This is a genomic window from Halococcus salifodinae DSM 8989 (assembly GCF_000336935.1).
Taxonomy (GTDB): Archaea; Halobacteriota; Halobacteria; order Halobacteriales; family Halococcaceae; genus Halococcus; species Halococcus salifodinae.
Map to the genome: position 1 here is coordinate 18,110 of NZ_AOME01000077.1, position 25,403 is coordinate 43,512.

34 protein-coding genes are annotated in these 25,403 nt (G+C 65.7%); 17 read left to right on the forward strand and 17 right to left on the reverse strand.

Features of this window, described 5'->3' with window-relative positions:
* Positions 1-113 precede the first annotated feature (113 nt).
* The 3 genes from C450_RS16550 to C450_RS16560 are packed head-to-tail and all read left to right on the forward strand — an operon-like array spanning position 114 to position 1,515.
* Positions 114-416 (forward strand): glutathione S-transferase N-terminal domain-containing protein, encoded by a 303-nt coding sequence (locus C450_RS16550; RefSeq protein WP_005045416.1) that lies wholly within the window; start codon positions 114-116, stop codon positions 414-416.
* A complete protein-coding gene (locus C450_RS16555; RefSeq protein WP_005045417.1) occupies positions 416-928 on the forward strand; it encodes a redoxin domain-containing protein in 513 nt (170 codons plus the stop codon). Before C450_RS16550 ends, C450_RS16555 begins: the two co-directional genes overlap by 1 nt.
* 2 nt (positions 929-930) lie before the next feature.
* Positions 931-1,515, forward strand: a complete 585-nt coding sequence (locus C450_RS16560; protein WP_005045418.1) for an L-threonylcarbamoyladenylate synthase — start codon at positions 931-933, stop codon at positions 1,513-1,515.
* Positions 1,516-1,532: 17 nt separating this feature from the next.
* Here the strand turns inward: C450_RS16560 and C450_RS16565 are convergent, their stop codons facing one another.
* From C450_RS16565 to C450_RS16575, 3 genes are all read right to left on the reverse strand, one after another.
* Positions 1,533-2,189: a CRISPR-associated protein Cas4 gene (locus C450_RS16565; RefSeq protein ID WP_005045420.1), complete on the reverse strand. Its 657-nt coding sequence runs from the start codon at positions 2,187-2,189 to the stop codon at positions 1,533-1,535.
* A gap of 503 nt (positions 2,190-2,692) precedes the next feature.
* Positions 2,693-3,082 carry a ferredoxin Fer gene (fer, locus tag C450_RS16570; protein ID WP_005045421.1) on the reverse strand — a complete coding sequence of 130 codons (390 nt, stop codon included), beginning with the start codon at positions 3,080-3,082 and terminating at the stop codon, positions 2,693-2,695.
* 128 nt (positions 3,083-3,210) lie between these two features.
* Positions 3,211-4,416, reverse strand: coding sequence for an inorganic phosphate transporter (locus tag C450_RS16575; RefSeq protein WP_005045422.1), 1,206 nt, complete (start codon positions 4,414-4,416; stop codon positions 3,211-3,213).
* 129 nt (positions 4,417-4,545) lie between these two features.
* On the opposite strand from C450_RS16575, the gene hisA reads away from it, so the two are divergent.
* A complete protein-coding gene (gene hisA / locus C450_RS16580; protein ID WP_005045424.1) occupies positions 4,546-5,274 on the forward strand; it encodes a 1-(5-phosphoribosyl)-5-[(5-phosphoribosylamino)methylideneamino]imidazole-4-carboxamide isomerase in 729 nt (242 codons plus the stop codon).
* Between the two features lie 186 nt (positions 5,275-5,460).
* On the opposite strand, the gene C450_RS21775 is transcribed toward hisA, so the two are convergent.
* Both C450_RS21775 and C450_RS16585 read right to left on the reverse strand, forming a co-directional pair.
* Positions 5,461-5,835: a hypothetical protein gene (locus tag C450_RS21775; protein ID WP_152424526.1), complete on the reverse strand. Its 375-nt coding sequence runs from the start codon at positions 5,833-5,835 to the stop codon at positions 5,461-5,463.
* A gap of 214 nt (positions 5,836-6,049) precedes the next feature.
* Positions 6,050-7,303: a DUF7350 domain-containing protein gene (locus tag C450_RS16585; RefSeq protein WP_005045426.1), complete on the reverse strand. Its 1,254-nt coding sequence runs from the start codon at positions 7,301-7,303 to the stop codon at positions 6,050-6,052.
* A 129-nt stretch (positions 7,304-7,432) separates the two neighbouring features.
* Here C450_RS16585 and hisB point away from each other — a divergent pair, with 129 nt between their 5' ends.
* The 4 genes from hisB to C450_RS16605 are packed head-to-tail and all read left to right on the forward strand — an operon-like array spanning position 7,433 to position 9,643.
* Complete coding sequence (gene hisB / locus C450_RS16590) at positions 7,433-8,017, forward strand: imidazoleglycerol-phosphate dehydratase HisB (RefSeq protein WP_005045428.1); 585 nt, start codon at positions 7,433-7,435, stop codon at positions 8,015-8,017.
* Between the two features lie 24 nt (positions 8,018-8,041).
* Positions 8,042-8,443: a nucleotidyltransferase domain-containing protein gene (locus tag C450_RS16595; protein WP_005045430.1), complete on the forward strand. Its 402-nt coding sequence runs from the start codon at positions 8,042-8,044 to the stop codon at positions 8,441-8,443.
* A gap of 52 nt (positions 8,444-8,495) precedes the next feature.
* A complete protein-coding gene (locus C450_RS16600; RefSeq protein ID WP_005045432.1) occupies positions 8,496-8,999 on the forward strand; it encodes a hypothetical protein in 504 nt (167 codons plus the stop codon).
* A complete protein-coding gene (locus C450_RS16605) occupies positions 8,996-9,643 on the forward strand; it encodes an IMPACT family protein (protein WP_005045433.1) in 648 nt (215 codons plus the stop codon). The genes C450_RS16600 and C450_RS16605 overlap by 4 nt, the downstream gene beginning before the upstream one ends.
* Positions 9,644-10,055: 412 nt before the next feature.
* Here C450_RS16605 and upp read toward each other — a convergent pair whose 3' ends face one another.
* A complete protein-coding gene (upp, locus tag C450_RS16610) occupies positions 10,056-10,730 on the reverse strand; it encodes a uracil phosphoribosyltransferase (protein WP_005045434.1) in 675 nt (224 codons plus the stop codon).
* 51 nt (positions 10,731-10,781) lie between these two features.
* Positions 10,782-10,961, reverse strand: a complete 180-nt coding sequence (locus tag C450_RS16615) for a hypothetical protein (protein ID WP_005045435.1) — start codon at positions 10,959-10,961, stop codon at positions 10,782-10,784.
* Positions 10,962-11,079: 118 nt separating this feature from the next.
* Here C450_RS16615 and C450_RS16620 point away from each other — a divergent pair, with 118 nt between their 5' ends.
* The 5 genes from C450_RS16620 to C450_RS16640 all read left to right on the forward strand — a co-directional run bounded on the left by C450_RS16620 (position 11,080) and on the right by C450_RS16640 (position 13,536).
* Positions 11,080-11,400 carry a hypothetical protein gene (locus C450_RS16620; protein WP_005045436.1) on the forward strand — a complete coding sequence of 107 codons (321 nt, stop codon included), beginning with the start codon at positions 11,080-11,082 and terminating at the stop codon, positions 11,398-11,400.
* 14 nt (positions 11,401-11,414) lie between these two features.
* Positions 11,415-11,822, forward strand: a complete 408-nt coding sequence (locus C450_RS16625) for an SRPBCC family protein (protein WP_005045438.1) — start codon at positions 11,415-11,417, stop codon at positions 11,820-11,822.
* Between the two features lie 112 nt (positions 11,823-11,934).
* Positions 11,935-12,159 carry a hypothetical protein gene (locus C450_RS16630; RefSeq protein WP_049910350.1) on the forward strand — a complete coding sequence of 75 codons (225 nt, stop codon included), beginning with the start codon at positions 11,935-11,937 and terminating at the stop codon, positions 12,157-12,159.
* Positions 12,160-12,253: 94 nt separating this feature from the next.
* Entirely contained in the window at positions 12,254-12,550 is a 297-nt protein-coding gene (locus tag C450_RS16635; protein ID WP_005045440.1) for a hypothetical protein, read from the forward strand.
* Between the two features lie 14 nt (positions 12,551-12,564).
* Positions 12,565-13,536, forward strand: coding sequence for an ArsA family ATPase (locus C450_RS16640; RefSeq protein WP_005045442.1), 972 nt, complete (start codon positions 12,565-12,567; stop codon positions 13,534-13,536).
* Positions 13,537-13,591: 55 nt separating this feature from the next.
* Here the strand turns inward: C450_RS16640 and C450_RS16645 are convergent, their stop codons facing one another.
* The 3 genes from C450_RS16645 to C450_RS16655 all read right to left on the reverse strand — a co-directional run bounded on the left by C450_RS16645 (position 13,592) and on the right by C450_RS16655 (position 15,135).
* Positions 13,592-14,182, reverse strand: a complete 591-nt coding sequence (locus C450_RS16645) for a DUF7110 family protein (protein WP_005045444.1) — start codon at positions 14,180-14,182, stop codon at positions 13,592-13,594.
* A gap of 93 nt (positions 14,183-14,275) precedes the next feature.
* Positions 14,276-14,620, reverse strand: coding sequence for a glutaredoxin family protein (locus C450_RS16650; RefSeq protein WP_005045445.1), 345 nt, complete (start codon positions 14,618-14,620; stop codon positions 14,276-14,278).
* Between the two features lie 185 nt (positions 14,621-14,805).
* The gene (locus C450_RS16655) at positions 14,806-15,135 is read right to left on the reverse strand and encodes a 2Fe-2S iron-sulfur cluster-binding protein (protein ID WP_005045446.1); all 330 of its coding nucleotides are present in this window, start codon (positions 15,133-15,135) and stop codon (positions 14,806-14,808) included.
* A gap of 139 nt (positions 15,136-15,274) precedes the next feature.
* Between C450_RS16655 and C450_RS16660 the strand changes: the two genes are divergently transcribed.
* A complete protein-coding gene (locus tag C450_RS16660) occupies positions 15,275-16,645 on the forward strand; it encodes a geranylgeranyl reductase family protein (protein ID WP_005045447.1) in 1,371 nt (456 codons plus the stop codon).
* A 57-nt stretch (positions 16,646-16,702) separates the two neighbouring features.
* Here C450_RS16660 and C450_RS16665 read toward each other — a convergent pair whose 3' ends face one another.
* The 4 genes from C450_RS16665 to C450_RS16680 all read right to left on the reverse strand — a co-directional run bounded on the left by C450_RS16665 (position 16,703) and on the right by C450_RS16680 (position 19,437).
* The gene (locus C450_RS16665) at positions 16,703-16,894 is read right to left on the reverse strand and encodes a hypothetical protein (protein WP_005045448.1); all 192 of its coding nucleotides are present in this window, start codon (positions 16,892-16,894) and stop codon (positions 16,703-16,705) included.
* Positions 16,895-16,918: 24 nt separating this feature from the next.
* On the reverse strand, positions 16,919-17,866 hold the full coding sequence (locus C450_RS16670; RefSeq protein ID WP_005045450.1) for a hypothetical protein: 948 nt from the start codon (positions 17,864-17,866) through the stop codon (positions 16,919-16,921).
* Complete coding sequence (priS, locus tag C450_RS16675) at positions 17,863-19,041, reverse strand: DNA primase small subunit PriS (RefSeq protein ID WP_005045453.1); 1,179 nt, start codon at positions 19,039-19,041, stop codon at positions 17,863-17,865. The genes C450_RS16670 and priS overlap by 4 nt, the downstream gene beginning before the upstream one ends.
* A 75-nt stretch (positions 19,042-19,116) precedes the next feature.
* Positions 19,117-19,437, reverse strand: a complete 321-nt coding sequence (locus tag C450_RS16680) for a lycopene cyclase domain-containing protein (RefSeq protein WP_005045454.1) — start codon at positions 19,435-19,437, stop codon at positions 19,117-19,119.
* Positions 19,438-19,531: 94 nt separating this feature from the next.
* Between C450_RS16680 and C450_RS16685 the strand changes: the two genes are divergently transcribed.
* The gene (locus tag C450_RS16685; protein ID WP_005045455.1) at positions 19,532-20,674 is read left to right on the forward strand and encodes a CBS domain-containing protein; all 1,143 of its coding nucleotides are present in this window, start codon (positions 19,532-19,534) and stop codon (positions 20,672-20,674) included.
* 335 nt (positions 20,675-21,009) lie between these two features.
* On the opposite strand, the gene radB is transcribed toward C450_RS16685, so the two are convergent.
* Positions 21,010-21,759, reverse strand: coding sequence for a DNA repair and recombination protein RadB (gene radB, locus C450_RS16690; RefSeq protein WP_005045457.1), 750 nt, complete (start codon positions 21,757-21,759; stop codon positions 21,010-21,012).
* Positions 21,760-21,824: 65 nt separating this feature from the next.
* Between radB and C450_RS16695 the strand changes: the two genes are divergently transcribed.
* Positions 21,825-22,556: a hypothetical protein gene (locus C450_RS16695; protein WP_005045458.1), complete on the forward strand. Its 732-nt coding sequence runs from the start codon at positions 21,825-21,827 to the stop codon at positions 22,554-22,556.
* The gene (locus tag C450_RS16700) at positions 22,553-23,164 is read left to right on the forward strand and encodes an NUDIX hydrolase N-terminal domain-containing protein (protein ID WP_005045459.1); all 612 of its coding nucleotides are present in this window, start codon (positions 22,553-22,555) and stop codon (positions 23,162-23,164) included. The genes C450_RS16695 and C450_RS16700 overlap by 4 nt, the downstream gene beginning before the upstream one ends.
* A 6-nt stretch (positions 23,165-23,170) precedes the next feature.
* Here the strand turns inward: C450_RS16700 and C450_RS16705 are convergent, their stop codons facing one another.
* Together C450_RS16705 and larC are read right to left on the reverse strand one after the other, a co-directional pair.
* Positions 23,171-23,998: a sugar nucleotide-binding protein gene (locus tag C450_RS16705; RefSeq protein ID WP_005045460.1), complete on the reverse strand. Its 828-nt coding sequence runs from the start codon at positions 23,996-23,998 to the stop codon at positions 23,171-23,173.
* Positions 23,995-25,284, reverse strand: a complete 1,290-nt coding sequence (larC, locus tag C450_RS16710; protein ID WP_049910353.1) for a nickel pincer cofactor biosynthesis protein LarC — start codon at positions 25,282-25,284, stop codon at positions 23,995-23,997. The genes C450_RS16705 and larC overlap by 4 nt, the downstream gene beginning before the upstream one ends.
* Positions 25,285-25,403: the final 119 nt, after the last annotated feature.

The window sequence follows — 25,403 nt, forward strand, 5'->3', positions numbered from 1 at the left end:
CACGAAACCGACCGATCGGACCGAACCGACGTGACTAGATCGATCGGAGTCCGACGGGTCGAGCGACGAGGAGAGGCGAAGGGCTTACGCGCGTCTCGCCCGAAGGATGGCGCATGAGCACCGATGCAGCCAGCGGCACCGCGTCCGTCGAGGCAAGCGAGCCACTCACGCTCTACCGACTCCAGGCGTGTCCGTTCTGCGAGCGCGTCGTCCGCCGGCTGGACGAGCTCGGTGTCGACTACGAGTCGCAGTTCATCGAGCCGCTGCACTCCGAGCGCGACGTCGTGAAGCGCATCAGCGGCAAGCGCACCGTGCCGGCGATCGTCGATCCCAATACGGGAGTCACGATGTCCGAAAGCGCGAACATCGTGGCGTATCTCGACGGCACCTACGGCGACGGGGAGGACGCGGCCTGATGGCAGCGCTCGACTTCGACGTGGTCGAACTCGACGCGGCGGACCATCCCACCGAGGGCGACGAAGCGCCCGATTTCGTCCGACCGCTCGTCGACGCCGAGGTGTGGAGCGACACCGCCCTCTCGGACGTGCTCGACGACGGACCGGCCGTTCTCGTCTTCCACCCGATGGACGGGGCGTTCCCCGCGACGTACGTCTGGAACGAGATCCGGGATCGAGGGTGGACCGACGAAATCGCGGTCGTCGGACTCTCGATCTCGACGCCGTACGCACACAAGCGGCTGATCGCCGAGCGCGGGATCGACGCGCGGCTGTTTTCAGACCCGCAGAACGGCGTCGCCGAGCAGTACGGGATCGTAAACGACCTCGACGGAATGGCCGGGATCACGGAGCCGCGGCCAGCCGTGTTCGTGATCGACGACGAGCGCACGGTCCGGTACGCGTGGGTCGCGAGCGAGTGGCCCGACTTCCCCGACTACGACGACGTCGAGGCCGCGATCGACGCACTCTGAACGTGGTCGATCTCGCACGCGCCGCCACGGCGATCCGCGAGGGCGAGGTCGTGGTCTATCCGACCGAGACGGTTTACGGCCTCGCCGCGGACGCGCTCTCGACGGCGGCGGTCGAGCGGGTGTTCGCCGTCAAGGGACGCGATCGGAGCAAGCCGATCTCGCTCGCGGTGCCCGACGTCGAGACGGCGGCGGAGTACACGCGGCCGACCGCACAGGAAAAACGGTTCATGGACGAATTCCTGCCCGGTCCGGTCACGGTGCTCGTCGAAGCGCGCGAGGCGGTCCCCGACGTACTGACTGCCGGTGGGGACCAGGTTGGCGTGCGCGTCCCCGACCATCCGACCGCACTCGCGTTCCTGCGAGAGGTCGCCCCGCTCACCGCAACCAGTGCGAACGTGAGCGGGAACCCGAGCGCCCGGCGGGCAGAGGCGGTCGACGCGGCGGTACGGGAGGCGAGCGCGGCCGTGATCGACGGTGGCGACGAACTCCCCGGCACCGAAAGCACCGTGGTCGACGTTGCCGAGAGGACGATTCACCGTCGCGGCGCGCGCGCCGACGAGATCGCGGCGTGGCTCGAACGGAAGTAATCGAGTCCACGTAGTGATCACCCGAGGCCGAGCAGCGAGCGCAGTGACCGGGTCTTCACGCCACACTCCTCGCGGTACTCACAGGACTCGCATTTCGCGTCGTCGTCGAGGCGCGGCGGCGGTCCGTCGATCGATTCGAGCGTTCGGACTGCCCGTCGATAGGCCGCCTTCCGTCGGGTGGTGAGTTTTACATCCCTAATGATTCCGTGCGTCGGATACTCGACGAACGCACGCTCGACGGCGGTTTCACGTTCGAACGCGAGCGCCTTCGCGGCCGCGACGGCGTGAACGGTTTGAGGGTGCCAGACGCCGTTCTCGGGTGGGCTGCCGGCCGAGATCAGCGACGGGGTCGGCGTGTCGAGGTCGAGGATCTTGTGAGCGACACCTCGACACTCCTTGCCAGTGAGGAGCACGTCGCGCGAGTCAGGTCGGCAGAGTTCCTCGAACGCATCGAATCGGGCCTTCGCACACGAGAGATTGCTCCGGTACTGAGTCGGTGTGACGGAAATCGGGTGACTCGTGAGGTCCGCGCTGTCGAGGAACGCGGGATACCGAAAGGCGAGATCGCGGCGCTCTTCGACCTCGGGTGGCGGTTCGCGATCGTCGTCCTGTTGTCGGTAGTAGCACTGTCGGGGGCAGTAGGCCGCCGTTCGGAGATCGCTGAACGCGTGCATACCGCGCGGTGGTCGCGGCTTCAGTCATAAACGCTCGCACGGCGGCTGCGTCGCGCGGCGGGGCGGTTGCGGGGGCGAGACAGTGCTGACCGCGGTAGCGGGGCGGTGGTAGTTGCGGTAGCGGGGCGGTGGTGGTTGCGGTAGCGGGGCGGTGGTGGTTGTGGTAGCGGGGCGGTGGTGGTTGCGGTAGCGGGGCGGTAGTAGTTGCGGTAGCGGGGCGGTGGTGGTTGCGGTAGCGGGGCGGTAGTAGTTGCGGTAGCGGAGGTGGTCGGTGGTCCTCGGTGGATCGAGGGCGAGGTGCGCGAGCGAACGGAGTGAGTGAGTAAGCCGAGGGCTCGGGCGGTGCTGTGCGGTGGTGGTTGCAGAGCGGTCGCGGAGAGCGCCAGCAGTCGTACCGCGAACGAGCGCCGAAGGCGCGAGTGAGCGGGTGTTTTTAGTCCAGGTTTTTGGTCGGGGGTTGAGCGCGCCGCAGGCGCGCGATGCCCCCGTCTAAAAAAGTGGGTTTATATGACGCGGTTCTGGAGGTAATCGAGGTGTTTCGCGTTGTAGACGATCTGCACGGTGTCGGCGGCGGGGCTACCGATGCAGGTCAGGCGGACGTTGCGATCCTCGACCTCCTCGTCGCTGAGGATCTGCTGCATGTCCATGTCGATCTCACCCTCCGTGACGATGGCGGCGCAGTTCGCACACGCGCCTGCCCGACACGAGAACGGCCAGTCGTAGCCCTGAGCCTCGGCGGCTTCGAGGATGTACTCGGACTCGTTGACGTCGAGGGAGCCGTAATCCTCCTCCCCGAGGTCGGCGTCTTCGGCCTTCTCGAAGAGGTCGTCGTCCTCGAGATCCCAGCCCTGGTCGTCGAACACTTCGTAGTTGACGTATTCTACGGTAGGCATCACGTCGGCGTTCTCGCCCCGGCTTGTTAGACCTTGCTGTTTCGGTGGCGTCGACGTGTTTCTCGGCACAAATGCAGGAACAATCGGGTGGAATCCACGGACCACATCGCCGACGGCACGGACCTCTCTCAGGAGAGCACGACGAACCGAAAGAGCAGAAACGAGGTGAGGGTCGCGATCGCCGGCACGAGGTTCTGCATGGCGATGACGCGGGCGCTCGCCCCCGGTTTGAACAGATCCACCGCCGACTCGTCGTCAGCCGTCTCGTCGCCGATCGGGGCCGGCTTCGTCCCCGGATCGGGTGGACTCCCACCGCCGCCCACGGTCTGTCCGTCGGCGTCGGTGGCGAATGCGTCGACCGAGACGGCCGGCGATTCGCCCTGCCGGACGTCGGTGACGGTGACGGTTCGCGTGGCGCGCCCCCAGCCGAGCCCCACGATACTCATCGTGGAGATGATGACGACGCTGACGGGAATATCGAACCACGAGAGCAGCGTTACGAGCGTCGAACTCACCATCGCCACGATCAGCGCCGCGAGCAGCGGCATTTCGGTGAGGTCGTTCCCCATCGTGTCCATGGTCCGTCGGCCGATCGTGAACGCTCCGAGGCCAACGGCGAGACCGGCAAGAATGATCCCCGGGCCGATGTCGATCGCTTCGGCCCCCACCAGCGGCGCGATCGCGTTCGCCGCGTTCGAGGTCCCCGCGCTGAACGCCGTATAGCAGGCGACGACGACGACGAGCAGCGTGCCGACGAGCTCTCGGACGGTGGTGTTCACGCCGAGCGTCGGTCGCGGCGGCGTCCGCGAGCGGTCGAGTTCGAGCAGCGAGCCTGCGGTCTGCTTGACGGCGAACAGCCGGTTCAAGTGGGGGTAGAAGTACCGGCCGATCACGCCGCTGACCCAGAAGGCGATCACGGGGGAGACGACCCACCACGAGACGATCTCGCCCATCGTCGTCCAGTTCAAGGTGTTCGTCGCGAGACCGAGGCCGGCGATCGAGCCGACGCCGGTCATCGAGGTCGACGCGGGGACGCCGACGACGTTGGCGAGAAAGAGCGCGAGACCGATGAAGAAGAGAACGACGATGCTGGCCACGAAGGTGAACTCGCTCGACGGCACGATCCGGCCACCCATCGTCCGGACGACACCGCGCCCGACCGTCCAGCCGCCGAGGAAGAAACACACCGTCATCAGCGCCGCCGCGCCCGTCGTCGAGATCGACTTCGACCCGACCGCCGGCCCGAACGCGACGCCGACGTTCGAGCCACCGATGTTGAACCCGACGAAGACCACGACACCGAGTCCAACGAGCAGAAGCACCGAAAGCGCCATGCTCGATTCGAGTGGCGCTCGACATATAGTTCTTCCCAACCACAGGAGATCCATCTCATAAGTTATCGCCCCATCGAGCACGGCCGCGAGTTCCGGTGGGTTTAGGCTGTGACGACTCCGACCGCCACCATGTTCTCCGGGTTCGAAGTGGTGCCTGCGGTCGACGTTCAGGACGGCGAGGTGGTCCAGCTCGTCGGCGGCGAGCGCAGTACTGGAAACGAGTACGGCGACCCGATCGATGCGGCCGAACGCTGGGTCGCGGCCGGCGCACGCACTCTCCATCTCGTGGATCTCGACGGGGCGTTCGAGGGCGAGCGGGCGAACGCCGCTGCGATCGAACGGATCGTCGAGACGGTCGATATCCCTGTGCAGCTCGGCGGCGGCATCCGCACCGCCGCGGACGCGCGCGATCTGCTCGATCGCGGCGTCGACCGGGTGATCCTCGGGACGGCCGCGGTCGAGAACCCCGAACTCGTCGCGGAAATCAGCGAAACCCATCCGGGGAGCGTGGTGGTGAGTCTCGACGCCAAGGGTGGCGAGGTCGTGATCTCGGGCTGGACCGAAGGTACAGGCCTCGATCCAGCGACGGCGGCCGCGGAGTACGAGGACCGCGGAGCGGGCGCGATCCTGTTCACCGATGTCGACGTCGAGGGCCGTCTCGACGGCGTCCAGACCGATCCCGTCCGTCGGCTCGTCGATGCCGTCGAGATCCCTGTGGTGGCGAGCGGTGGCGTGGCGACGATCGACGACATCCGCGCGCTCCGCGATGCGGGTGCGAACGCCGCGGTGGTGGGCAGCGCGCTCTACGAGGGTCGGTTTACGCTCAACGACGCACTCGCGGCGATCGACGACGGCTAAATGACGATGGGGCTCGCTACGCGCCCCGGGCCACAGCCGTCCAGTACCCGATCCACGGACCGAGTGTAGTTGAGCGGACCGGGTAGTGTGTTCGCTCCGCGAAGCCGCACCCCTTAGTGATCGGTGATCCGATACACGGATGACCGTGCGAGAGAAGTGACAACGTCGCGTGAGCTTCTCAGTACCTTACTCGCGTGTTCGCGGCCCCTCGGATCGTTCCGTAGTTCCATCTTCTGTGTCTTCTGTGATCGAGTTAATCAGCCCTCCGCTGCCAGTCATATCACCCGTCTCAGTACTACTGGTCGAGGGTTGGACGGATTGGATACCTTTCGCAACTCCATCAGCGATGACTTTATATCCAACACCAAGGAAACCTGCATAAAATATGACAGATCCTATGAGGAAGAATATAAACCCAATCAAAGTTGCAATGACGCTGTCGAGAGGAAGCAGCGCGAAGCCGATGGCGATAATGACGCCCCCACCGATAAACAGAACTACGAAGTATCCAAGGAGTGATACGCCATACCGGATACCTTCACGCACGTTTACTGCTGTCATGTTGAAGTAGCAGAAGAGGTGAATATTAATAGTTTTCCCCCGGGATGGCAGTAACGTCCATCTGAGTTAGTTTTCTCAAAGATAAATAATCAGGTCATCTATCGGTAGTTGCTTCGTCAACGTGATTTGAGCAGTATCGGAACGGAGGAGTACGCCGTTTCAGCCTACGAAAGACACGCTCGGTACCGCTCTGACCCCAATAGTGTTCATCTCTTTACAGCGTCACGCTCATTTTGGGCATGTCGAGAAATGCGTTCTCGTAGCCCTCGTGGCGGGCGACCTGGGGCGGCGTCGCGACCGAGATCGTGAGTCGGTCGCCCGGTTGTGCGCTCTCGACGCTCGCACCGTAGTGGTAGCCGAGGTCGGGATCGAGCGTGCGCTTCAGCGGCCCGTCGAAGACGGTGGTCCCGTCGCGTTTCAGTGTTGCCGAGAGCGCCATCGCGGGGAGCACTAAACTGTTGTACGGCGTCCGCGCCGACACCGTGAGGTACGGACTACCGTCGTCGAGTGGGCTCTCGTCCGGAGACAGTCGGGTAACGAGAAACACCGCGTCGCCGCTCGTGGCACGACCGATGAACGCCCCACTCAGCTCGGATTTCGTCGGGGCGACCGCCGACGGGACTGTACTCGTCTCCATCGGTGCGATCGCGCCCGGCTCGCCGGCTCGTGGGGCCTTCGGCGAGACGACCTGCTCGCGCGTCGTCTGGGTGAACGAGAACTCGATCGTGACGCTCGCCGGCTCCGCGAACCGCCCAGCGAACGCCTCCGTCCGTCGGACCCCCGTTCCGCCCACGCTGAGCGTCGCGGTGTAGCTCCCGTCACCGGGCAGCGGGAAGTTCGCGCCGTAGTGAAACCCCATCCGCTGGGAGAGCATCGGATAGATCACTTCCTGGCCCACGAGGTCGCCATCCCGACTGATCTCGACCGAGAGCCCCGTGTCGGGCAGTACCGTCCCGGTTTCCGGGTCCCACACCACGCTCATGAGATGCAGCGAGTCACCCTGCTCGATGGGCTGTCTCGTGGTTTCTGCGCCGTCGACCGTCCAGAAGACGTGTGGAGCGGCGTACATCAGCGCGAACCGGTAGTCGCCAGCGATCGGCGTGGCGTCGGTCCCGTCGGTCGTTCTCGTCGCGGTGGTGTCGGCGGTCGTCGTGTTCGTCCGGCTCGCGCTGGTTATCGTGTCCGCTGCGTTCGTCCCGGTCCCGCCAGTCGTGCCGCCCGAAGCGCCCATAACTCCCCTGCCGACGACGTACATCGACTCCGCGAACGGCTGGACGTACACGCCGTGATCGCTTCCGTTGTCAGCACTGTCGGGGGCCGTGTCGTCGGATGCAGCAGTGGCCGATCCCGTCGACGTGGTTTCGGACGGTGACGAACTGTCCGGCTCACCGACGGATTCGATCGCCGAGCAGCCGGCGAGCGCGACCGACGAGGCGGCAGCGAGCCGAAGGTATCGTCGGCGCTCCATTCGACTCGCGTTGGTGACGAACGAAAATACCGGTTCTGGTTCGGCTGTCGACGGTCGTGGCAACCGGAGACAGCCACGATTCGACGGGCGGAGCACAACCGCCTTGTACGTCCGACTGTAGGTGAGCGCATGACGCGGAGCGCGACTGTGACCCGCGAAACCGCCGAGACCACCGTTGAGATCTCGCTGACGATCGATGGCGACGGCGAGTCGACCGTCGAGACTGGGATCGGCTTCTTCGATCACATGCTCGCCTCGTTCGCGAAACACGGGCTGTTCGATCTCGACGTGACCTGCGACGGCGATCTCCACATCGACGACCACCACACCGTCGAGGACGTCGCGATCACCCTCGGTGAGGCGTTCGACGAGGCGCTTGGCGATCGGGCAGGGATTCGACGGTTCGCCGACCGGAAGGTGCCACTCGACGAGGCGATCGGCAGCGTCGTGGTCGACGTTTCGGGCCGGCCGCTGTTCCGGTTCGACGGCACGTTCTCTCAGGATCGGGTCGGTGAGTTCACGAGCACGATGGCCGCCCACTTCTGTCGATCGCTCGCGATGAACGCCGGGCTGACTCTCCACGCCGGCGTCGAGGGCGAGAACGCCCACCACGAGATCGAGGCGCTGTTCAAAGCACTTGCACGCGCGCTGGACGACGCCACCCGTCCCGACGAGCGCCGTGAGGGCACTCCAAGCACCAAGGGCGCGCTATAACGCCATCACGGAGAACGCGAACCGATGAGCGAGCACACGGTCCATCTCGACGCGATCCGCGATCACCTCGAAGCCGTCATCGAGGATGCCGGAATCACGATCGAACTCGGCGTCGTCTTCGGCTCTCGGGTCCGCGGGACTGCGACCGAGGCGAGCGACACCGACCTGCTGCTCGTCGCAGCCGACTTCGCCGGCGTTCCCGGCTACCGACGTCCCGCGCCGATCCTCGAACGTTGGGAGCACGCTCGCTACGGCCCGGTCGACGTGCTCTGCTATACGCCCGAAGAGTACAACGAGTTCCGCGAGCGCGACGAACGGACGCTGCCCGACAGAGCGCGCGCGGAGGGTATTGTTCTCCTCAGTGAGCCGAACGGCAGCGAGATTCACGCAGATCCGGCGGAGACGAAGGACGCTCGCCGGGAGTAGACCGACTTAAGTCCCGGGAGGATGTTGTCGTGGACGATCACGAGTTCCGTCTATGTTCGACGAAATCATGGAGAAGTTCGAGGGGAGTCCGAGCCAGCAGGCAGTCGTCAGGCTGCTGCTCGAACGTGGCTTCTCGGTCAACGCCGACGGCCGGGTGGTCTCGGGTGGGATCGAGATCCCGAACACCCAGGTCGCCAGCGAGATCGGGGTCGATCGGCGTGTCGTGGACTCGACCACCGACGCACTGCTCGCGGACGACGAACTCCGTCCAATCTTCCGGAACATCTCCGCGGTCCCCAGTCTCAAGGATCTCGCGCCGGTGCTCGACCTCTCGGTGCTGACGGTGGCGGTCGCGGACGCCGAGCGGTCGGGGATCGTCGCGGTCGTCACCGGCGCGATCGCGGCCCACGATATCTCCGTTCGTCAGACCATCAGCGAGGACCCCGAGTTCACCGACGAACCCAGACTCTCGATCATCACCGACGAGCCGCTGCCCGGCGCAGTGCTGACCGAAATCCGCGAGTTCGATTTCGTCCGGAAGCTCGAACTCGAATGAGCGACGCGGCCGAGACCTACAGGACCGTCGCGGGGCGCGGCGAGGCAGCCTTCGAGGTCCAGGGATCGCGCTTTTTCGGTCACGTCGCCCCTGCCGACTCGGTCGACGCTGCGGAGGCGTTCGTCGCGGAGATTGAAGCAGAGTACGCGGACGCGACCCACAACGTGCCCGCCTACCGCGTCCGCGCCGATCCACTCAGAGAGTACGCGAGCGACGACGGCGAACCCGGTGGCTCGGCGGGCAAGCCGGCGCTGACGGTTTTAGAACGCGAGGAGCTCGAAAACGTCGTCGCGGTCGTCACACGCTACTACGGCGGGACCAACCTCGGGGTCGGCGGGCTGTCGCGGGCCTACGGCCGCGCGGTCAAGCTCGGAGTCGACGAGGCCGACATCGTCACGGAGGAGCCCCACGAGACCGTCTCGATCGTGGTCGAGTACGACGACTCGGGGACCGTCCGCGGGATCATCGAGGGGTCGGACGTCGAGTTCGAAGCGACGTACGGCGAACGAGTCGCGTTTCAGGTTCGTGTACCGGTGGCGGAACGCGACGCGCTCCGTGAGCGAGTGCTGAGCGCGACCAGCGGACGGGCGGCGATCGATACCGGCGACGAGAGTCAGGAGGACGGCCGAACGGACGGAGAATGACGAGGCTCGATGTTCGGTGAACCTCACCACGAATTCAGTCACGAGCTACGTCGCGACCGCGAATCCCGAGACAAATGAATGACCGTAGGCCACACCCTCCCCAGCCGATTCACTCGCTTCGTTCGCTTCGCTCACTCTGCTCGCTCATCCACCGTCAGAGCTTCGCTCTGACGAGCCTGCGCTCGCGTTGCTCGCGCAGACCTCGCACGAGTCGCACGCCTCCGGCGTGCTCACGGGTCGCTCCGCTCCCCGTTCGCAGTCGAGGTGCTTACTACGTTCGCACCTCGCACCACTCCCGCACGCCAACGGCCGCCAAGAACAGATAGGGAGGCCATAGCTGCTCGGAGCAAGTCGGGTCTCCACTCGAAATCCAGAGGGGGGATTAGCGTCGAGACTCGTTGCAGGAGGACGCTTACTGCGTGCGGAACGCGCGGTCGCCTGCGTCGCCGAGACCAGGAACGATGAATCCGTCGTCGTCGAGACGATCGTCAATGCTGACCGTGAGGAGGTCGGCTTCGGGGAAGCGTTCGCCGACGCGGAGCAGTCCCGAGGGCGCGCTGACTGCGGAGAGCACGAACAGGTCCTCGGGCTCGGGTGCGTCCTTAAGGACGTGTTCCAGCACCCGACACATCGTACTCCCGGTGGCGAGCATCGGATCGGCGACGATCACGGTGTCGTCTTCGGTGATCTCGGGGAGTTTGGTGTAGTCGATCGTGATCGGGAACTCGCCGTCGGTCATCCCGGCTGACTCGTCGCGGCCGGCGGAGATGACGCCCTGTTTCGCGCGTGGGAACGCCTTCAGGAGGCCTTCGACGAACGGCGTCGCCGCACGGAGCACGTTCACGATCACCACGTCGTCGAGACCTTTGACGTGTTCGCCGGTGGTTTCGGCCAGCGGCGTCGTGATCGAGACGTACTCGGTCTCCATCGCGCCGTCGATGATCTCGTAGCCACAGATCCGACCGAGTTTCACCAGTCCTTTTCGGAAGGCGACCTGTTCGGTTTCGACGCTGCGGAGCCGTGAGAGCGTGTCTCGGGCGAGCGCGTGCGTGATGAGCGAAGCGGGATCGCGGTCCTCGATGGGCATACTGGACGAGTTCTCCCGAAGGGTATAAAATCATCCGTCACGCGTCGCTCGTCACCGTAGAACCGCGATATACGTGAGCATGGCCACCAGCAGGGTGGCGAGCCCAACCGTGGGCCACGAGAACGCGAGCAGCCCGACGACGGAGAGTCCCCACACCGCGACGGCGCTGAACACCCCCGAGAGGAGGAGGTCCATGACGAGCAGCACCCGGATGTCACCCTGTGAGGCCATTCACCCGAGATGGTTGGCGCGCCGACTTAGTTCTGTTCCGTTCACCGATCCGTCATCGACGACTGAGAGCCGACACGGGCGGCGACAGGATGTAGACGGTCGAGCGCCAACGGCCGGCGTGAAGCTCACCAATCGCCACGGGACACCGGTCGACCCGGTGCCGTTTCTCGTGGTCGCGTCGTTCGCCTTCCTCGTGAGCTTCTCGTACGGTCCCATCTACTGCATGGCGCTCGGTCTCTCGCTACCGGCGGGGCTCGTCGTTTCGACGCTCGTGTTCTCGTTCAGTGCGGGAGCGGCCTATCACCGCTTCGTCAGCGCCGCGCGACCCGAGTTGGCGGGCGAGATTCCGGCCGAAGCGCGACTCGGGCGGCTGTTCTACGCGATCATCGTGGGGATCGCGCTGCTCGCGTTGCTGTCGCTGCCACTTTTAGTCCCGTGAGCCGAACGGGGGGCATGCGCGAAGTGGCGGCGTCGCGGTTCGTCCGAGCGACCCCGGCGGCGGTTGGGCGCGCGCTTACCCCGGCGTCGCTCGTGGAGTACGAGGGGAGTTTCACCGTCTACGAGGTGGAGGATACCGACGACGGCTGGCTCGTGATCGCCGGCTCCCGGGGTGTCGAGTTCGCGCTCGCGTTCGAGGCCCGCGAGGACGGTCTGGTGTACGAACAGCGCGGTGACGGTCCCTTGGAGGCGCTCGAAACCACGGTCACCTACCGCCCCGAAAACGAGGGCACCCGCATCGAAATGACCTCCGGCGTGAGCGCTGGCCTCCCCCTCCCCGCACTCACCGACCGGGTGGCCGCGTGGAAGCGCCGCGGGGAACTCCGGCGCGCACTCCGGCAGCTCGCGAACGCCATCGAGTGAGGATGGTTCGAGGCCGACCGCAGTTGGCGCACAGTTGGCGTGTGGATACGGTCGTGTGGAGACGGCACACGATCACGCGCGGGTTTATGTCCATCACGATCGAATCAACGGTATGGGTATCCTCGGCACGGTCAGCGAGATGCTGGAAGCGTCCTCGGAGTCCGCGAACCGCGGCGGCGGGAAAGGCGACGGCTCGAAGGGCGCGTACTGGTGTCACGACTGCGACGAGCGGATCCGGGACGTCGACGTGGCGGGCGACGATCCACCGGACTGCCCCGACTGCGAGGCAGCGATGGAGTTCGAACGCTCGCCCTCTTCGACCGGGTGTGCGTGTTGAGTCGAAGTCGGGAGCACTACCCGACTACCGGACCACCAGACCACCGGACCGCAGTCGGCAGCGGTTTAAGTAGACGGGCGGCATGTGAGCACACATGACGCTCGCAGATCGGATCGCATCCTATCGGGACCTCATCGAGAAGTGGCTCCACGGCCTCTATCACGGGATGGTAGAGGGACCGGCGTTCGAGCTGATCGAGAAGGAAGCCGAGGACACCGATGATGTGTTCATGCTCGCGTGTTTCGCCGACGCGTTCGGCATCCCGAGCCCGATCTCGTACTACACCGCCGAGCTGCTCCCCTATCTCGCCGACGAGTTCGCCGGCTGGGAGCGCCGGCTCTGGGATCGCGGCACGCTCGTCGAGCGCAAGGGCCAGCAGTATCACTTCTGAAACTCGATAGCACTATGGAGAAATTCGTCTTCTTCGGCGGCAAGGGTGGCGTCGGCAAGACCACGGTATCCAGCGCGTACGCACTCAAGTGTGCGCGCGAGGGGCTCGCCACGCTCGTGGTCTCGACCGACCCCGCCCACAGCACGTCGGACGTGTTCGACCAACCCTTCGGCGACGAGCCTCGTCCGGTCGAGGGCCACGATGGGCTCGACGCGATGGAGATCGATCCCGACGAGGCGGTCGACGACCATCTGATGGAGACCAAACGCGCGCTCGCCGATCAGGTCAGCCCCGCGATGGTCAACGAGATCGACAAGCAGATCGAGCTCGCCCACCAGACTCCCGGCGCGTACGAAGCCGCGCTGTTCGACCGGTTCATCGACGTGATGGAAAACGCCGATGAGTACGACCGCGTTGTGTTCGACACCGCCCCCACGGGTGGGGCGCTCCGCCTGCTCTCGCTGCCCGAGTTCCTCGAAGACTGGATCGACCGCCTCATCGAGAAGCGAACCACGAGTATCGACCTCTACGAGCGCGCGGCGATCGGCGACCGCGAGGCACGCCGGCAGCTCGACGACGACCCGATCATCGCGCGGCTGCGCGAACGCAAGGAGATGTTCGAGTTCGCGGGGCGGACGCTCCGCGAAGAGGCCACCTTCTACCTCGTGCTCAACCCCGACGAGCTCTCGATCCGCGAAACCGACGACGCGCTCGCCGACCTCGCGGAGTACGGTCTCGACGTCGGCGGCCTCGTCGTCAACCGGCTGACGCCCGAACCCGACGACGACGAACACGGCCGGGGCGGAACCTACCTCCGCGAACGGTGTGCGACCGAGCGCGAGCGCGTCGCCCGGATCCACGAGAAGTTCGCCCAGCCGGTGGTGGCGACCATCGAGACGCGCGTCGAGGAAGTCAAAGGCGACCTGCTCGACGAGGTCGCCGCCGAGCTCGAGATCGCGGCCGTGGCTACGGCCAGCGAGCAGTAATCGACACGGTGGTTCACGCCACGCGCGGGAGCAATCGACGAAAAGCGGACCGTCCTCACTCGGAGATGAACTCGTTGTTCCGCCAGTCGACGCCCTTGCTCGCAGCCGGGCCTTCGGTGGGGTCCTCGACGACTTCGAGGGAGGCAGGGCGCTCCTCACCGTCGACGATCCGGGTGGCTTCGAGCTCCTCGTCGACCGCGGCGATCGCCGTCAGCGTGCCTTTCTCGGCGATGCGGGCGATTTCGCGAAGCACTTCGAACATCGAGTACTGGAGCGCGGTGTTCTGGAGAACGGTCTCGCGATCGCCCTTGAAACAGGCGTACTCGACGAGTTCAGAGGGCGGTGGTTCCTCGTCCTCGCCCGGGCCGCCGCCCCACTGGGGACCGCCAGGGTGGGGTGGCTGCTCGTCTTCGGGGAGTTCCTCGTAGACCCGGTTTTCGGTCACGCTGGCTTTGAGCTGGGCGGTCGGGGTGTACTTGCTGATGGAGTCGTCGGCGGCGACCGCACGAACGATCAGCGTGTTGTTCCGACGGGTGAAATCGATCGATTCGACGCCCTCGGGGAGATCAGGGTCCTCGAGGAACTCGTGGACGTCTTCGAGGGGCAGTTCGAGCGTGGAGTGAAGCTGGAATACGCAGTTGGTCATGGTGTTCCCGGCAGTCGGGCGTGCTGCCGACGCTGCCCGTCCGACGGAAAGTACGCACTCCGGACGTATATTCCCTGTCTTTCGGCCACGGAGTCACCCCGTTACAAGCGTCGTTTCGAGATCGCCCCGCTCGTCGAGTTCGGCGAGCACGTCGCTGCCGCCGACGAACTCGCCGTCGACGAACGTCTGCGGAGTCGTCTCCCACCCGCTGTGGCGTTCGAGCGCGACCCGATACTCGTCGAGCGATTCGAGTACGTCGACGGTTTCGAACTCCTCGCGATACTGGCCGATGAGCCCGAGCGCGCGGTCGGAGTAGCCACACTGGGGCATCAGCTCGTTTCCCTTCATGAAGAGGACGACCTCGTGCTCGTCGATGGCGGTGTCGACGCGTTCGTTGACCGCTTCCTGGTCGAGGTCGTCGCCGCGTTGAAACGCCATACCCTTCCTACTCGCCGTCGCCACAAAGACGTGTCGCCGTCTGGATCGTGCTCGTCCCTCCAACGACCTCGTCAGTAGTGAGACCATCGAAGAAAACGACGTGCGCGACAAATTTCCCAAATATGAGCCGAACCGGTAGTCTGATTCGTGCCAGTGACCGAGTGGCACCGACCAGCAGACGCTTTTCAATCGTCGGCTGACGCGGGCTCGCCGCCAGCGATGGCGTCGCCCTCGATGCTCGGCGGGTACTTCCCGCGGTCGAGTTTGAGATCGGAAAGCGGACGGGCCATGCAGGTCAGCGCGTACCCTTCGGACTCTGTATCGGAGAGGCCGCGTGCCGCCGGCTGAGTCACCTCGCCGTCGAGGATCTCGGCCGAGCACGCGAGACACATCCCGACACGGCAGGAGTACTCCTGGGCGATCCCTTCCTCGATGCACCGACTCAGGATGGTCTCCTTCTCGGAGACGGTGATCGATTCGCCGGTGCCCACGAACTCCACAGTATGATCGGTCATACCCGGTGTGCGTGGGGACCCGATAAAATCCTTTACCTCTCTCGTTGACGTTCTACCCCACGACCGCGAGCGGACACCGGGAGAGCGACTGTCGGAACGTTGGAGAAGAGTTTTCCACCCGCCCCGCAACCACCCACCAATGACGACCTACGAGCCGGACGTCGCCATCGTCGGCGCTGGCACCGGTGGCTGCTACGCCGCAGCGACGATCGAACGGGCGGGCTACGACGTCACGATCGTCGAACGGAAACCCGAAGCAGAGGCGGGGCACATCGCCTGCGGCGACGCGCTCAAGGGAGCCGACGCGTTCCCCGAGGCGATCCCGAAATCCGCGATCGAACCCGCCTTCACCAACACCGACGTCGATCACGGCCGGTTCGAGATTCCTCAGGAGAACGCCGTCCTCGACATCCCAGTACCAGGAGAGCTCGCGGTCATCGACCGCCTGGAGTACGGGAAACTCATCATCGACGGGGCCGAGCGGGTGGGGACGGAGATCCACTACGACACGGTGGTCCAGGACGTGATCCAGAACGACGACGGCCGGGTGACGGGCCTGCGCGCCACCCGCCAGGGCGATCCCGTCGAGTACCGTGGCGACGTGGTGATCGACGCCGCCGGCGCGCTCTCGATCCTCCAGGACAAGGCCGATCTCGGCAACGCGACCTTCGACACCAACGTCAGCTACTCACAGTTTTCCTCTGCCTACCGCGAGGTTCTCGAAGTCGACGAACCCGTCGAATGGGACGACGCGCTCGTTCTCAAACCAACCGAGCGCGCCGCAGGCTATCTCTGGTACTTCCCGCGGACGAGTACTCAGATAAACGTCGGACTCGGGTTCCAGATGGCCGAGGAGCCGATGGAACTCGTCGACGCGCTCAAACGCGACCTCCGAACTCGACCGGAGTTCAAAAACGCGACCGTGGTCGACAAGCTCGGGGCCGCCCTCCCCACGCGCCGGCCGTACGACTCGGGGATCGCGCCGGGCTTCATGGCGATCGGCGACGCTGCGGGCCACGTCAACCCCACTACTGGTGGGGGAATCGCGGGCGCGGCCTACGCCGGCAAGTACGCGGGCGAGGCGGCGATCGAGGCGATCGAGACCGGCGACACGAGCGAGGCCGGCCTCTGGGAGTACAACGAGCGTGTGATGGACCACTTCGGCGGGCGCTACGCCGCGCTCGACGTCTACAACATCCTCGTGGGCGCGACCGGCCTCAACGACCTGATGGGACTGCTCGCGACACTCCCCGCCGAGAAGCTCTCCGACGCGCTTTACTCGGGGAGCGCGAACGTCGGTCTCGCGCTCAAACTCCGGACCGCGATCAAGAGCTTCGGCCACTGGGGAACACTCTACGATCTCTACGAGACGAAGGGCCAGGCCGACCGCCTGCTCGATCACTACGAGGAGTACCCCGATCATCCGAACGAGTTCGACGCGTGGCAGGCCCAGCGCGACGGCCTGATGGACGTCATCTACGCCACCACCGGCGCGGACGCGAAGTACTGATCGGGCGACCGGGGAGAGGAACCCACGAGAAGTAGGGTTCGGGTGTAATTCGTGCTGTCAGAAATCGGCCCGTGAGAGCCATTCGACGGCGGCGAGCACGAACCACAGCATCCAGATCGTGAACACGACGAGCCACGCGCCGTACTCGACGACTGGATGGGGAACGAGAACGTACGCCGACACGAGTACCGTCGTGGCGGCCGCGAGCGCGGTGAGGTTTCGACGGTTGAAACCGAGAATCGGGTGCATCGATCGACGTGCTACCACAACCGCCTATTCGAGCTGTTCGGCCGCGTCGCGCTCTAGCAGCGGGGTCGCGTTCACCTCGGGAAGCGTGACCACGTCCTCGCTCGCGAGATGGTAGGTCCGCTCGTCGACGCCCATGATCTCGCCGACGTCGCGCGTGATCCGGACGGTCGTTCGGTCGGTGTCGTCGTCGTCGGTCGTCCGCTGGGCGGTTTCGCCGCCCGCGTCGTCAGCCCCGGCCGGCGCGCGATCGGGTTCGGTCGGCGGCTCGTCGGTCGGTGACTGGTCGTTCATCGATGCGTCGGCGGTCGTGTCCGCCGTGCTGCCCATCGCGTCGGCCGCGGTGACGCCACCCTCGGCCTCGCCCGGTGCTGTTCGTCCAGTTGTTCCGTCGACAGCCTCGACACCACCATCCGGTTCGGCGGTGCCGGCAGGCTCGACACCAGCGCCGGTTTCGGCGGGGCTCGAATCGTCGCTACCGGCTCCAGCAGCGCGAACCCCGTCGGTCGGAGCCGGGCCCGTCGTCCCGTCCGATGGGGTCGGCGAGTCGGTCTCGGCTTCGTCATCCGTGGCGGCCGCGTCGCCATCGCCGGCGAGCACGTCGTCGAGGACGTGCGCGCGGTTCGACTCGATCGACTCGACGAGCGTCTCGAACAGTTCGCGCTCCTCGCTCGTGAGTCCGTCCTCGTCGGCTGGCATCCCGGCGGCGTCGAGGCTGGCGAGCTTGACGAGCTTGCCGACCCGGCGCTCGTAGATCGCTTCGGCGGTGTTCTCGGCGGTCTCGATGTCGTCGGTCAGCCGGCGGACCTCGGGCGCGGAGAACGGATCGTCGGCCGCGGCGGCCGCGCGCTCGCGTTCCGTGCGAAGCTCCTCGACGAACGCGCCCACCTCGGCGTAGAACTCCTCACGGAGAAGCTGGAGGCTGTCCTTCTGACGCTCCTTGCTCCGTGTCGATTGGAGATCTCCGAGGTTCATTCTTCGCCCTTCTCGGCGTGGCCGCGTGCCATCAGGAACACGCCGACGTATTCACGGACCTCATGTCTGCCCGCCGGGAGTGTAAAGCTATCGCCGTCGAGTTCGATCAGATGTTCCTCGTCGAGCTCGATCGAAATTTCCTGACCGCGGAACGTCTCGGGAATCGTCTCAACGAGGGGATCGAACGCTTCGACGTGATCGCGATCGATCGGCGCGACACGGAGGCCGCTCCCGCCGTGGAGGCTGCCGGGCAGCCGGATCAGCCGGTTCGTGTCGGTCGTCACGGGCTCGTCGATCGGGGCGTTGTCCGCCGCGACGACTTCGGGAACCAGGCGCTGTGCGAGGCCGTAGAACGCGGGATGGACGTCGATGTTTCCTGTTTCGATCGACTCGTAGTTGGTGCGTGCGGCGCGCAGCGCGGCCTTGGCCTTCCCCTCGCCGATCCCGTCGAACTCGCGGAGACGAGCGATCGCCGCCTCGTCGTCCAGTTCCAGCAAGTCGTCGACGAACCCGAGGAGGTGGCGGTGTGCGCGCGCGCTCCACCCGCCTTCGGTTCGGAGCGTGCGCTTCTGAGCCGGACTCTTCCGCCCGGCGGTCCCGCCGACTGCTTCCGTGGCGATGAGGCCGTCGAGATCGAGCCCGATCCCGCGGACGTAGTCCACGATCTCACGTCGGGCGTCGCGCTCCAGGTCCTGAACTCCATCGTCGCGAACGTGGACGTGGTATCCCCGACCGCCAGAGAAGACGATGTCGAGCTCCCGGAAATCGAAGTCGTCTTCGAGGAAGTCGAGCAGACGGAGGAGCGCGTCCTTGCACTTTCCGAGCATCTCTGCATATGAGTCCTCGCCGAGCTCCACCGAGGGGAGATGGTCGGCGTCGAGGTCGAACACGAGATCCGACCCCTGCCAGTCCTTTTCGTCCATGCTCCCCGCAGCGGGCTCGTCGTATCGTCCCGCCGAGAAGTAGATATGGCGCGGGCGCTCACGCGCGAGGAAATCACCGAAGTCGCCGAGATCGAGGGTCGACTTGTGCCGAACCATCGTGGTGCCCGGACTGGAGGTCCACGGGATGTACCCCCACTCGCGCGCGTCGGCGTCAGGCGGCGGCGTCGGCTCCGTCCGGCGGTAATGATCCCGGAACCGCCCTCGGAGGTACGCACGCGTGCGCTCTTCCATCTGGCACTCCCGTTCGGGAAACGTCGGCAAAACGTTGCCGCCTCGTCCTCGAACGTTCGGTAGCGCGTCCGCGACTCAGTCGATCGGCGGTCCGTTGACGAGTTCGTGGATCCCGACGACCAGCGCCGGCACGACGATCATGAAGATGTGTTCCTCGATCGGAATCCACAGAAACTCGACGCCGGTTCGGAGTGGAATTTCGAACACACCGACTTCGAGGGTGTACCAGTCCCAGAAGTATGCGAGGGGATAGAGCGCAACGACGGTCCGCGCGGCGCGACGGAGTGCGTCGGTCACGAAAAGCAACCCGAGCGCGAGCGCGCCGAAGATCACCTCGGTCACGAGATACGTATAAGGACCGAAGACGCCGATGTCCGGCAGCAGATCCGGTAGCATTCGGTTTCGTAGGTCGCCGGGAACCAAATGCGTGGTGGGGGGTTTCGGCAAAGTGTTGATTACCCCCGGCAGCGAAGGTAGTGGAGTGAGTACGATGGATATTGCCGACATCGCGACCCCGGACCACGCCGAGGTCACGAGCGACGAGCGTCTCGGGAAAGTGCGCGCGATCTTCGAGGAGCAGAACCCGCGCGGGATCATCGTCGTCGACGACGGCGAGTACGCCGGCGTGATAACCCAACGCGCGCTGATGCAGTCCCACGTCGAGGACTCGACGAAGGTGAGTGCGCTCGCCGACACGGCCCCCACCATCGAGCGCACGGCGGACGTTCGGGACGTCGCGCGGATGCTCGTCGAGGGCAACACCAAGGTCTCACCGGTGTTCGAGAACGACGAGCTCTGGGGGATCGTCACCGCCGACGCGATCCTGGAAGCGGTGCTCGAACACCTCGACGCGCTCGTCGTCGACCAGATCCACACCGACGACGTCATCACCGTCACCGAGGACACCCAGGTCGGTCGGGCGATCAACCTCCTCCGCGAGCACGGCATCTCCCGACTCCCGGTCGAGAACGAGGCAGGCTACCTCACGGGGATGGTCACGACCCACGACCTCGTCGATTTCGTGGTGCGCAGCATGGACCAGCCCACCGAGGGCGACCGGTCGGGCGACTCCGAGCGGATGCTCGACATCCCGGTGTACGACATGATGAGTTCGCCTGTGGCGACGATCGAGGGCGAGTCGTCCGTCCGCGAGGCGGTCGACAGGATGCTCGAGAACGACTACAACGGCGTCGTGGTCACGCCACCGGAGGACGACCGGACGGTCGCCGGCGTCCTCACCAAGACCGACGTCCTCCGCGCGCTCAGCTACACCGAGGACGACCACATGGACGTCCAGATCACCAACATCGACCTGCTGGACACCATCTCTCGGGAGTCGATCCGCGAGTCGATCACCCAGGTGTCCGATAAGTACCAGGAGATGCAGGTCCAGCACGCTCACGTCCGCTTTCACAAGCACAAGGAGAAACTCCGGGGCACGCCGCTGATCCAGACCCAGATCCGCCTCCGGACGGATCAGGGTCAGGTCGCCGGCACCGGTGAGGGCTACGGCGCTGACAGCGCCTTTCGAGTCGCCCTCGACAAGCTCGAACGCAACGTCCTCGAACAGAAGGGGATCCGGAGCGACGCCGAACGCCAGGGCCAGCTCCTCCGGAAGCTCAATCAGATCTAGAGACCCACTTTTTTACTCCTCGGGTGCGCTCGCTGCGCTCGCGCACCGCTCGTCGCAAAAACCTGGACTAAAAACCCCCGCGAACGAGCGCCGACGGCGCTCGTTCGCGGTACATCCACTAGCCTTCTCCGCAACCGCCCCGCACAGCACCGCCCGAGCCCTCGCTCCCTTCGGTCGCTCGCCCTCGATCCGCCGAGGACCGCCCGCAACCGCACGACAAACCGCAACCGCGCCGCCGAAGCCCTCGGGCGCTCGTTCACTTCGTTCACTCGCGCCCTCGCCCTTCATCCACCGAGGGCCGCACCGCCACCGCACCGCATCCGCCTCCGCAGCCGCTACACGTCCTCCTCGACGCCTTCGAGTCCCGTATCGGTGATCGCGAACCGAACGGTGTCGCCGGCAGCCTTCGCGGGATGCTTTTCGAGCGTCGCGCGGCGATTCCCCGCTCTGAACCGTTCGAGCCGGACGATCACGCCGGTCAGGTGGGCGAGCGTGTGACCGCCGAGTGGCCGCGCGCGACCGGAGTCGGACTCGGGATCGGAGAACACCTGATTCGTGACGAGCACCGCGAGATCGTGCCGGCGCGCGAGCCCGAGCAGGTGGGTGAGCTGACGACCCACTCGTCGAAGCGTCTCGCCGCTGTCCTCGGTGGTGCGCTCCAGGCGGTAGAACCCCGTCGCACTGTCGAGCACGATCAGCGACGCGCGCTCGGCGAGCTGTTCTGCGTCCCGAACCGCCTCCTCCTGCTCGCCGAAATCCAGCGCCTCGGAGACCACGATCCGCGAGGAGAGGTCGCCGAGATCGGCATCGCGCGCCCCCGCGATCTGCTCGAACCGCTCGGCCGAGAGTCCCTCGGTATCGAGATAGCAGACGGTCCCGCCGTCGGCGGCGACATCGACCGCCGCCGACAGCGCGATGTTCGTCTTGCCGGCCGCCGGCGTGCCGTACACCTGTGTGATGGCCCCGCGCGACAGGCCGCCGCCGAGGAGCTCGTCGATGGTCGCACAGCCCGTCGAGATCGGATCGCTCACACCCTCGATTCGCACCTGCCGAACAAAAATGAACCCATCGGCCTCGTCGGTCATCCCACCTTCCCCCAGCCACGCTACCCGGGTGAGCGTTTAATTGCGCCGGGTGCGAACACCGGAGAGTGATCGTCGTCGCCACCGAGGATTTCGAGGTCTACCACGGGGTCGTCACCGACCTCCGGGAGCGCGGGGTCGAGTTCACTACCGTCGAACCCGGCGACGCGATCCCCGAGCGGGCGCGCGTACTCGTCGCCAGTTCGGACGACGAGTTCGAACTCGATACGGATACCGACATCGAGCGCGTCGAGGCAGATCCGGAGGAGCCGCGCCGGGCAGTCGATAGAGCGCTCGCGACGCTGCGCGACGGCGGCCAAACGATCATCGGCGTCGATCCAGGCGAACGCCCCGGGATCGCGGTGCTCTCGGGTGAAAGCGTCGTCGCGGCGTTTCACGTCCCCCTCGCCGACGCCGCGGGTGTCATCGCCGACGAGATCGACGAAGCGACCGATCCCGTGGTCCGGATCGGCGACGGCGCACGACTCAAAGGGGCCGCGCTCATCGACGACCTCGATACACCCGTCGAGCTGGTCGACGAGACCGGGACCACGCCCTACCTCGGCACCGGCGCGCGCGGGATGGGCGACGTGCTCGCCGCCGTCAACATCGCGCGGCGCTCGGGCGATCGGATCAGGGAGCGCACCGTCGAACCCACCGTCGGCGAACTCGACGTGATCAAAGCCCGCTCACGCGAGCAGTCAGAGGGCAACCGGGAGATCGACGAGGGACTCGCCCGACAGGTTGCGGCGGGCGAACTGACGATCAAGGAGGCGCTCGCGGAACACCGGAACCGATGACCGACGACGAAAGCGTGGACATCCTACCGTTGCTCGACGAACTTCGAGCCATCGGACAGAACGGGCTGATGGACGCCGACAGCCCCTACGACCGGGAACGAAACGAACGACTTCTCGAACTCGCGAGCGAGTATTACGGGAAGACGATCGACGTGCCGCCGGCGGAGGTCCAGGATCGACTAGAGAAGGAACTCGGCTACGCTACGGCGAAGGTCGGCGCAGGGGCGGCTGTTTTCAACGACGACGGAAAGATACTGCTGGTGAAACGCGCAGATAACCGAAAATGGGGGTTTCCAGCTGGTGGAGTCGAACCGAACGAATCGGCCGCCGAGGCCGCAGTGCGCGAAACCAAAGAAGAGGCCGGGGTTGACGTACGAGTCGACGAACTGATCGGAGTGTCTCACAGGGAAGCAGGCAAATCGAGTCCGCACTCGATCATTCACCTTCAGTATCTCTGCGAGCGAACGGATGGGAGACTCCAGCCGTCACACGAAACCGAGGACGTGCGATACTGGGACATCGACGACGTTCCAGTTTGGCATCCCGGCTCTCGAAAGCTGGCGACCGACGCATACGAACTGTGGTCCGAGATGAACGAGAAGCAGTAGCGCGTCTCACTTGTCGGAGCGGATCGCGTCTCGAACCGGAGATAGCTCGATTCCGGTGAGGTCCGTGAGCCGTTCGGCGACGAGCGAGAGGTCCGGTGGCACGTCCATATCGCTGGGAATCACCGTCGACACGATGGAATCCGGTGAAATCCCGAGGCCCTGCATGCCGTCACAGTGGAAGCGATAGACGCTCGTTCGCGGTCCGCCAGCGTGAACGACGCCCACGTAGTCGTCGGCCGCGAGCGTCCGGATCGCCGCCGCGAGTTCTGAGACCGCGATCGGGCTCTTGTACATGTCGTCGAAGTATTCGATCGGAACGTTCGCTTGGAGGCGCTCGCGAGTATCGGCGAGGCGCGGATCGAGTTCGCCCCGCGAGAAGCCGAACACGTAGCCCGGTCGGACGATACAGTAATCTCCGTGAATACGTCGAACCACGTCCTCGAACGCAACGAGTCGACGACCGTACTCGGTGGTCGGCCGTCGGTCGTCGTCCTCGGCGTACCGGCCATCGACTCCCTCGAACACGGAATCGCTGGACACGTAGATGAATCGTTGGTCCCTACAGTCGTCGAGAACGCGTGCGGCGGCCCGCTCGAACGCTTCGATGGGTTGGTCGTAGCCGTGTTCGACCGTCGCGGCGAAGACCACCGTCTCGATGTCGTGGTCGTCGAGCAGCGGCGCGAGGTCGTCGGTCCAGAAATCGAACGCGATCGGGGCGTGCGAAACGGCCTGGCGGTGGTGTGTCGCGACGACACGCTCACTGCCCCGTTCCAGCGCGGCAACGACTTCGCCACCGACGAACCCGCTCCCGCCGACCACGAGCGTTCCACTCATTTCCGAACGTTCGCTTCCGCCAGACGCACGACCTCCCGCACCGCCACGTCCGCCTCGGCCGCGACCGCAGCCGCGTCGTCGTACTCGGCGCTCACATCGTACACCTCGCCCGCGGCATCGCTCGCGATCTTCACGTCGACCTCGTACTCGCTGCCATCGATCCCGACGGCGGCGGTTTCGAACTCGCGCGAAGCGATCCAGCGGTGGCGCGCGCCGGTCTCGCGCACTCCCAGCGTCCCCGTCTCGACCGCGAGCCGCCGGGCCACGCGTTCGACATCCTCGGGTTTGACGATCACCTTCACGAGATGGCCCGGACGGGACTTCTTCATCGTGGTCGGCACCACCGACACGTCGCGCGCGCCCGCTGCTCGCAGGCTCTCGTGGAGGCCGCCGAGCACCTCGGGCGTGGCGTCGTCGAGGTTCGTTTCGAGCACCCGAATCCCGTCCTCGATCAGCTCGCCCTCGCCGTCGCCGACGAGCGCGCGGAGCACGTTCGGGTGCTCGGGGAAGTCGTGATCGCCCGCACCGTAGCCCGATGTATCGACTTGAAGCGTGGGGAGTTGCTCTGCCCCCTCGGCGACGTGGGCGAGGATCGCCGCGCCCGTCGGCGTGAGGAGTTCGGTCTCGACCGGGCCACCTCGGAGCGACCACGCGGCGCGTCCTGCGACCTCGACGACCGCGGGGGTCGGCACTGGATACGTCCCGTGGCTCATCGTGACTTCGCCGCCGCCGGTCGCGAGCGGCGTGGTCACGACACGCTCGACGTCGAGATCGTCGAGTAAGAGCGACGCGCCGACGACGTCAGCGATGGCGTCGTCAGCGCCGACCTCGTGGAAGTGCGTATCGTCGAGGTCGGTGCCGTGGACCGCCGCCTCAGCGCAGCCAAGGACCTCGAAGATCACGAGCGCGTCGGCCGCGACGCCAGATGAGAGCGACATCGACTCGACGAGATCGACGACCTCAGGGTAGCTCCGCGAAGGACCCGCTCCCTCCGCGTGGGTGTGATCGTGGCCGTTCGCGTGGTTGTGGTCGTGATCGTGACGATGGTCGTGGTGTCCGTGGCCGTCGTCCGCGTCGTGATCGTCGCGTTCGTCGTCAGCGTCGAGAAGCACGTCGACCGTGGTCGCACGAATGCCGTTTTTCGTCGTCTCGTCGGTCGCGTACCGAACGTCGAGCGCATCCTCGACCGGCCTCAGCACGTCCGGATCCGCGCCGGCGGCGAGCAGCGCCCCGCAGAGCATGTCGCCGCTCGCTCCCATTCGCCCGTCGAAAGCCAGCGTTCGCATACCCGAACGCGGTCGGCTGGGGCGAAAAAGCACCCGGTCGTTCGTCCCCCTCCCGGCGTTCTCGAACCGGCTCGCGGTGGAGGCAAAAGGCATAACTCCGCCAGCGACGGAGTACGAGG

What these genes read in the sequence shown, in the direction of transcription:
- C450_RS16550 (WP_005045416.1), top strand. Translation starts at nt 114, where the DNA reads ATGAGCACCGATGCAGCCAGCGGCACCGCGTCCGTCGAGGCAAGCGAG.
- C450_RS16555 (WP_005045417.1), top strand. Translation starts at nt 416, where the DNA reads ATGGCAGCGCTCGACTTCGACGTGGTCGAACTCGACGCGGCGGACCAT.
- C450_RS16565 (WP_005045420.1), bottom strand. Translation starts at nt 2,189, where the DNA reads ATGCACGCGTTCAGCGATCTCCGAACGGCGGCCTACTGCCCCCGACAG.
- fer (WP_005045421.1), bottom strand. Translation starts at nt 3,082, where the DNA reads ATGCCTACCGTAGAATACGTCAACTACGAAGTGTTCGACGACCAGGGC.
- C450_RS16575 (WP_005045422.1), bottom strand. Translation starts at nt 4,416, where the DNA reads ATGGCGCTTTCGGTGCTTCTGCTCGTTGGACTCGGTGTCGTGGTCTTC.
- hisA (WP_005045424.1), top strand. Translation starts at nt 4,546, where the DNA reads ATGTTCTCCGGGTTCGAAGTGGTGCCTGCGGTCGACGTTCAGGACGGC.
- C450_RS21775 (WP_152424526.1), bottom strand. Translation starts at nt 5,835, where the DNA reads ATGACAGCAGTAAACGTGCGTGAAGGTATCCGGTATGGCGTATCACTC.
- C450_RS16585 (WP_005045426.1), bottom strand. Translation starts at nt 7,303, where the DNA reads ATGGAGCGCCGACGATACCTTCGGCTCGCTGCCGCCTCGTCGGTCGCG.
- hisB (WP_005045428.1), top strand. Translation starts at nt 7,433, where the DNA reads ATGACGCGGAGCGCGACTGTGACCCGCGAAACCGCCGAGACCACCGTT.
- C450_RS16595 (WP_005045430.1), top strand. Translation starts at nt 8,042, where the DNA reads ATGAGCGAGCACACGGTCCATCTCGACGCGATCCGCGATCACCTCGAA.
- C450_RS16600 (WP_005045432.1), top strand. Translation starts at nt 8,496, where the DNA reads ATGTTCGACGAAATCATGGAGAAGTTCGAGGGGAGTCCGAGCCAGCAG.
- C450_RS16605 (WP_005045433.1), top strand. Translation starts at nt 8,996, where the DNA reads ATGAGCGACGCGGCCGAGACCTACAGGACCGTCGCGGGGCGCGGCGAG.
- upp (WP_005045434.1), bottom strand. Translation starts at nt 10,730, where the DNA reads ATGCCCATCGAGGACCGCGATCCCGCTTCGCTCATCACGCACGCGCTC.
- C450_RS16615 (WP_005045435.1), bottom strand. Translation starts at nt 10,961, where the DNA reads ATGGCCTCACAGGGTGACATCCGGGTGCTGCTCGTCATGGACCTCCTC.
- C450_RS16625 (WP_005045438.1), top strand. Translation starts at nt 11,415, where the DNA reads ATGCGCGAAGTGGCGGCGTCGCGGTTCGTCCGAGCGACCCCGGCGGCG.
- C450_RS16630 (WP_049910350.1), top strand. Translation starts at nt 11,935, where the DNA reads ATGGGTATCCTCGGCACGGTCAGCGAGATGCTGGAAGCGTCCTCGGAG.
- C450_RS16635 (WP_005045440.1), top strand. Translation starts at nt 12,254, where the DNA reads ATGACGCTCGCAGATCGGATCGCATCCTATCGGGACCTCATCGAGAAG.
- C450_RS16640 (WP_005045442.1), top strand. Translation starts at nt 12,565, where the DNA reads ATGGAGAAATTCGTCTTCTTCGGCGGCAAGGGTGGCGTCGGCAAGACC.
- C450_RS16645 (WP_005045444.1), bottom strand. Translation starts at nt 14,182, where the DNA reads ATGACCAACTGCGTATTCCAGCTTCACTCCACGCTCGAACTGCCCCTC.
- C450_RS16650 (WP_005045445.1), bottom strand. Translation starts at nt 14,620, where the DNA reads ATGGCGTTTCAACGCGGCGACGACCTCGACCAGGAAGCGGTCAACGAA.
- C450_RS16655 (WP_005045446.1), bottom strand. Translation starts at nt 15,135, where the DNA reads ATGACCGATCATACTGTGGAGTTCGTGGGCACCGGCGAATCGATCACC.
- C450_RS16660 (WP_005045447.1), top strand. Translation starts at nt 15,275, where the DNA reads ATGACGACCTACGAGCCGGACGTCGCCATCGTCGGCGCTGGCACCGGT.
- C450_RS16665 (WP_005045448.1), bottom strand. Translation starts at nt 16,894, where the DNA reads ATGCACCCGATTCTCGGTTTCAACCGTCGAAACCTCACCGCGCTCGCG.
- C450_RS16670 (WP_005045450.1), bottom strand. Translation starts at nt 17,866, where the DNA reads ATGAACCTCGGAGATCTCCAATCGACACGGAGCAAGGAGCGTCAGAAG.
- priS (WP_005045453.1), bottom strand. Translation starts at nt 19,041, where the DNA reads ATGGAAGAGCGCACGCGTGCGTACCTCCGAGGGCGGTTCCGGGATCAT.
- C450_RS16680 (WP_005045454.1), bottom strand. Translation starts at nt 19,437, where the DNA reads ATGCTACCGGATCTGCTGCCGGACATCGGCGTCTTCGGTCCTTATACG.
- C450_RS16685 (WP_005045455.1), top strand. Translation starts at nt 19,532, where the DNA reads ATGGATATTGCCGACATCGCGACCCCGGACCACGCCGAGGTCACGAGC.
- radB (WP_005045457.1), bottom strand. Translation starts at nt 21,759, where the DNA reads ATGACCGACGAGGCCGATGGGTTCATTTTTGTTCGGCAGGTGCGAATC.
- C450_RS16700 (WP_005045459.1), top strand. Translation starts at nt 22,553, where the DNA reads ATGACCGACGACGAAAGCGTGGACATCCTACCGTTGCTCGACGAACTT.
- C450_RS16705 (WP_005045460.1), bottom strand. Translation starts at nt 23,998, where the DNA reads ATGAGTGGAACGCTCGTGGTCGGCGGGAGCGGGTTCGTCGGTGGCGAA.
- larC (WP_049910353.1), bottom strand. Translation starts at nt 25,284, where the DNA reads ATGCGAACGCTGGCTTTCGACGGGCGAATGGGAGCGAGCGGCGACATG.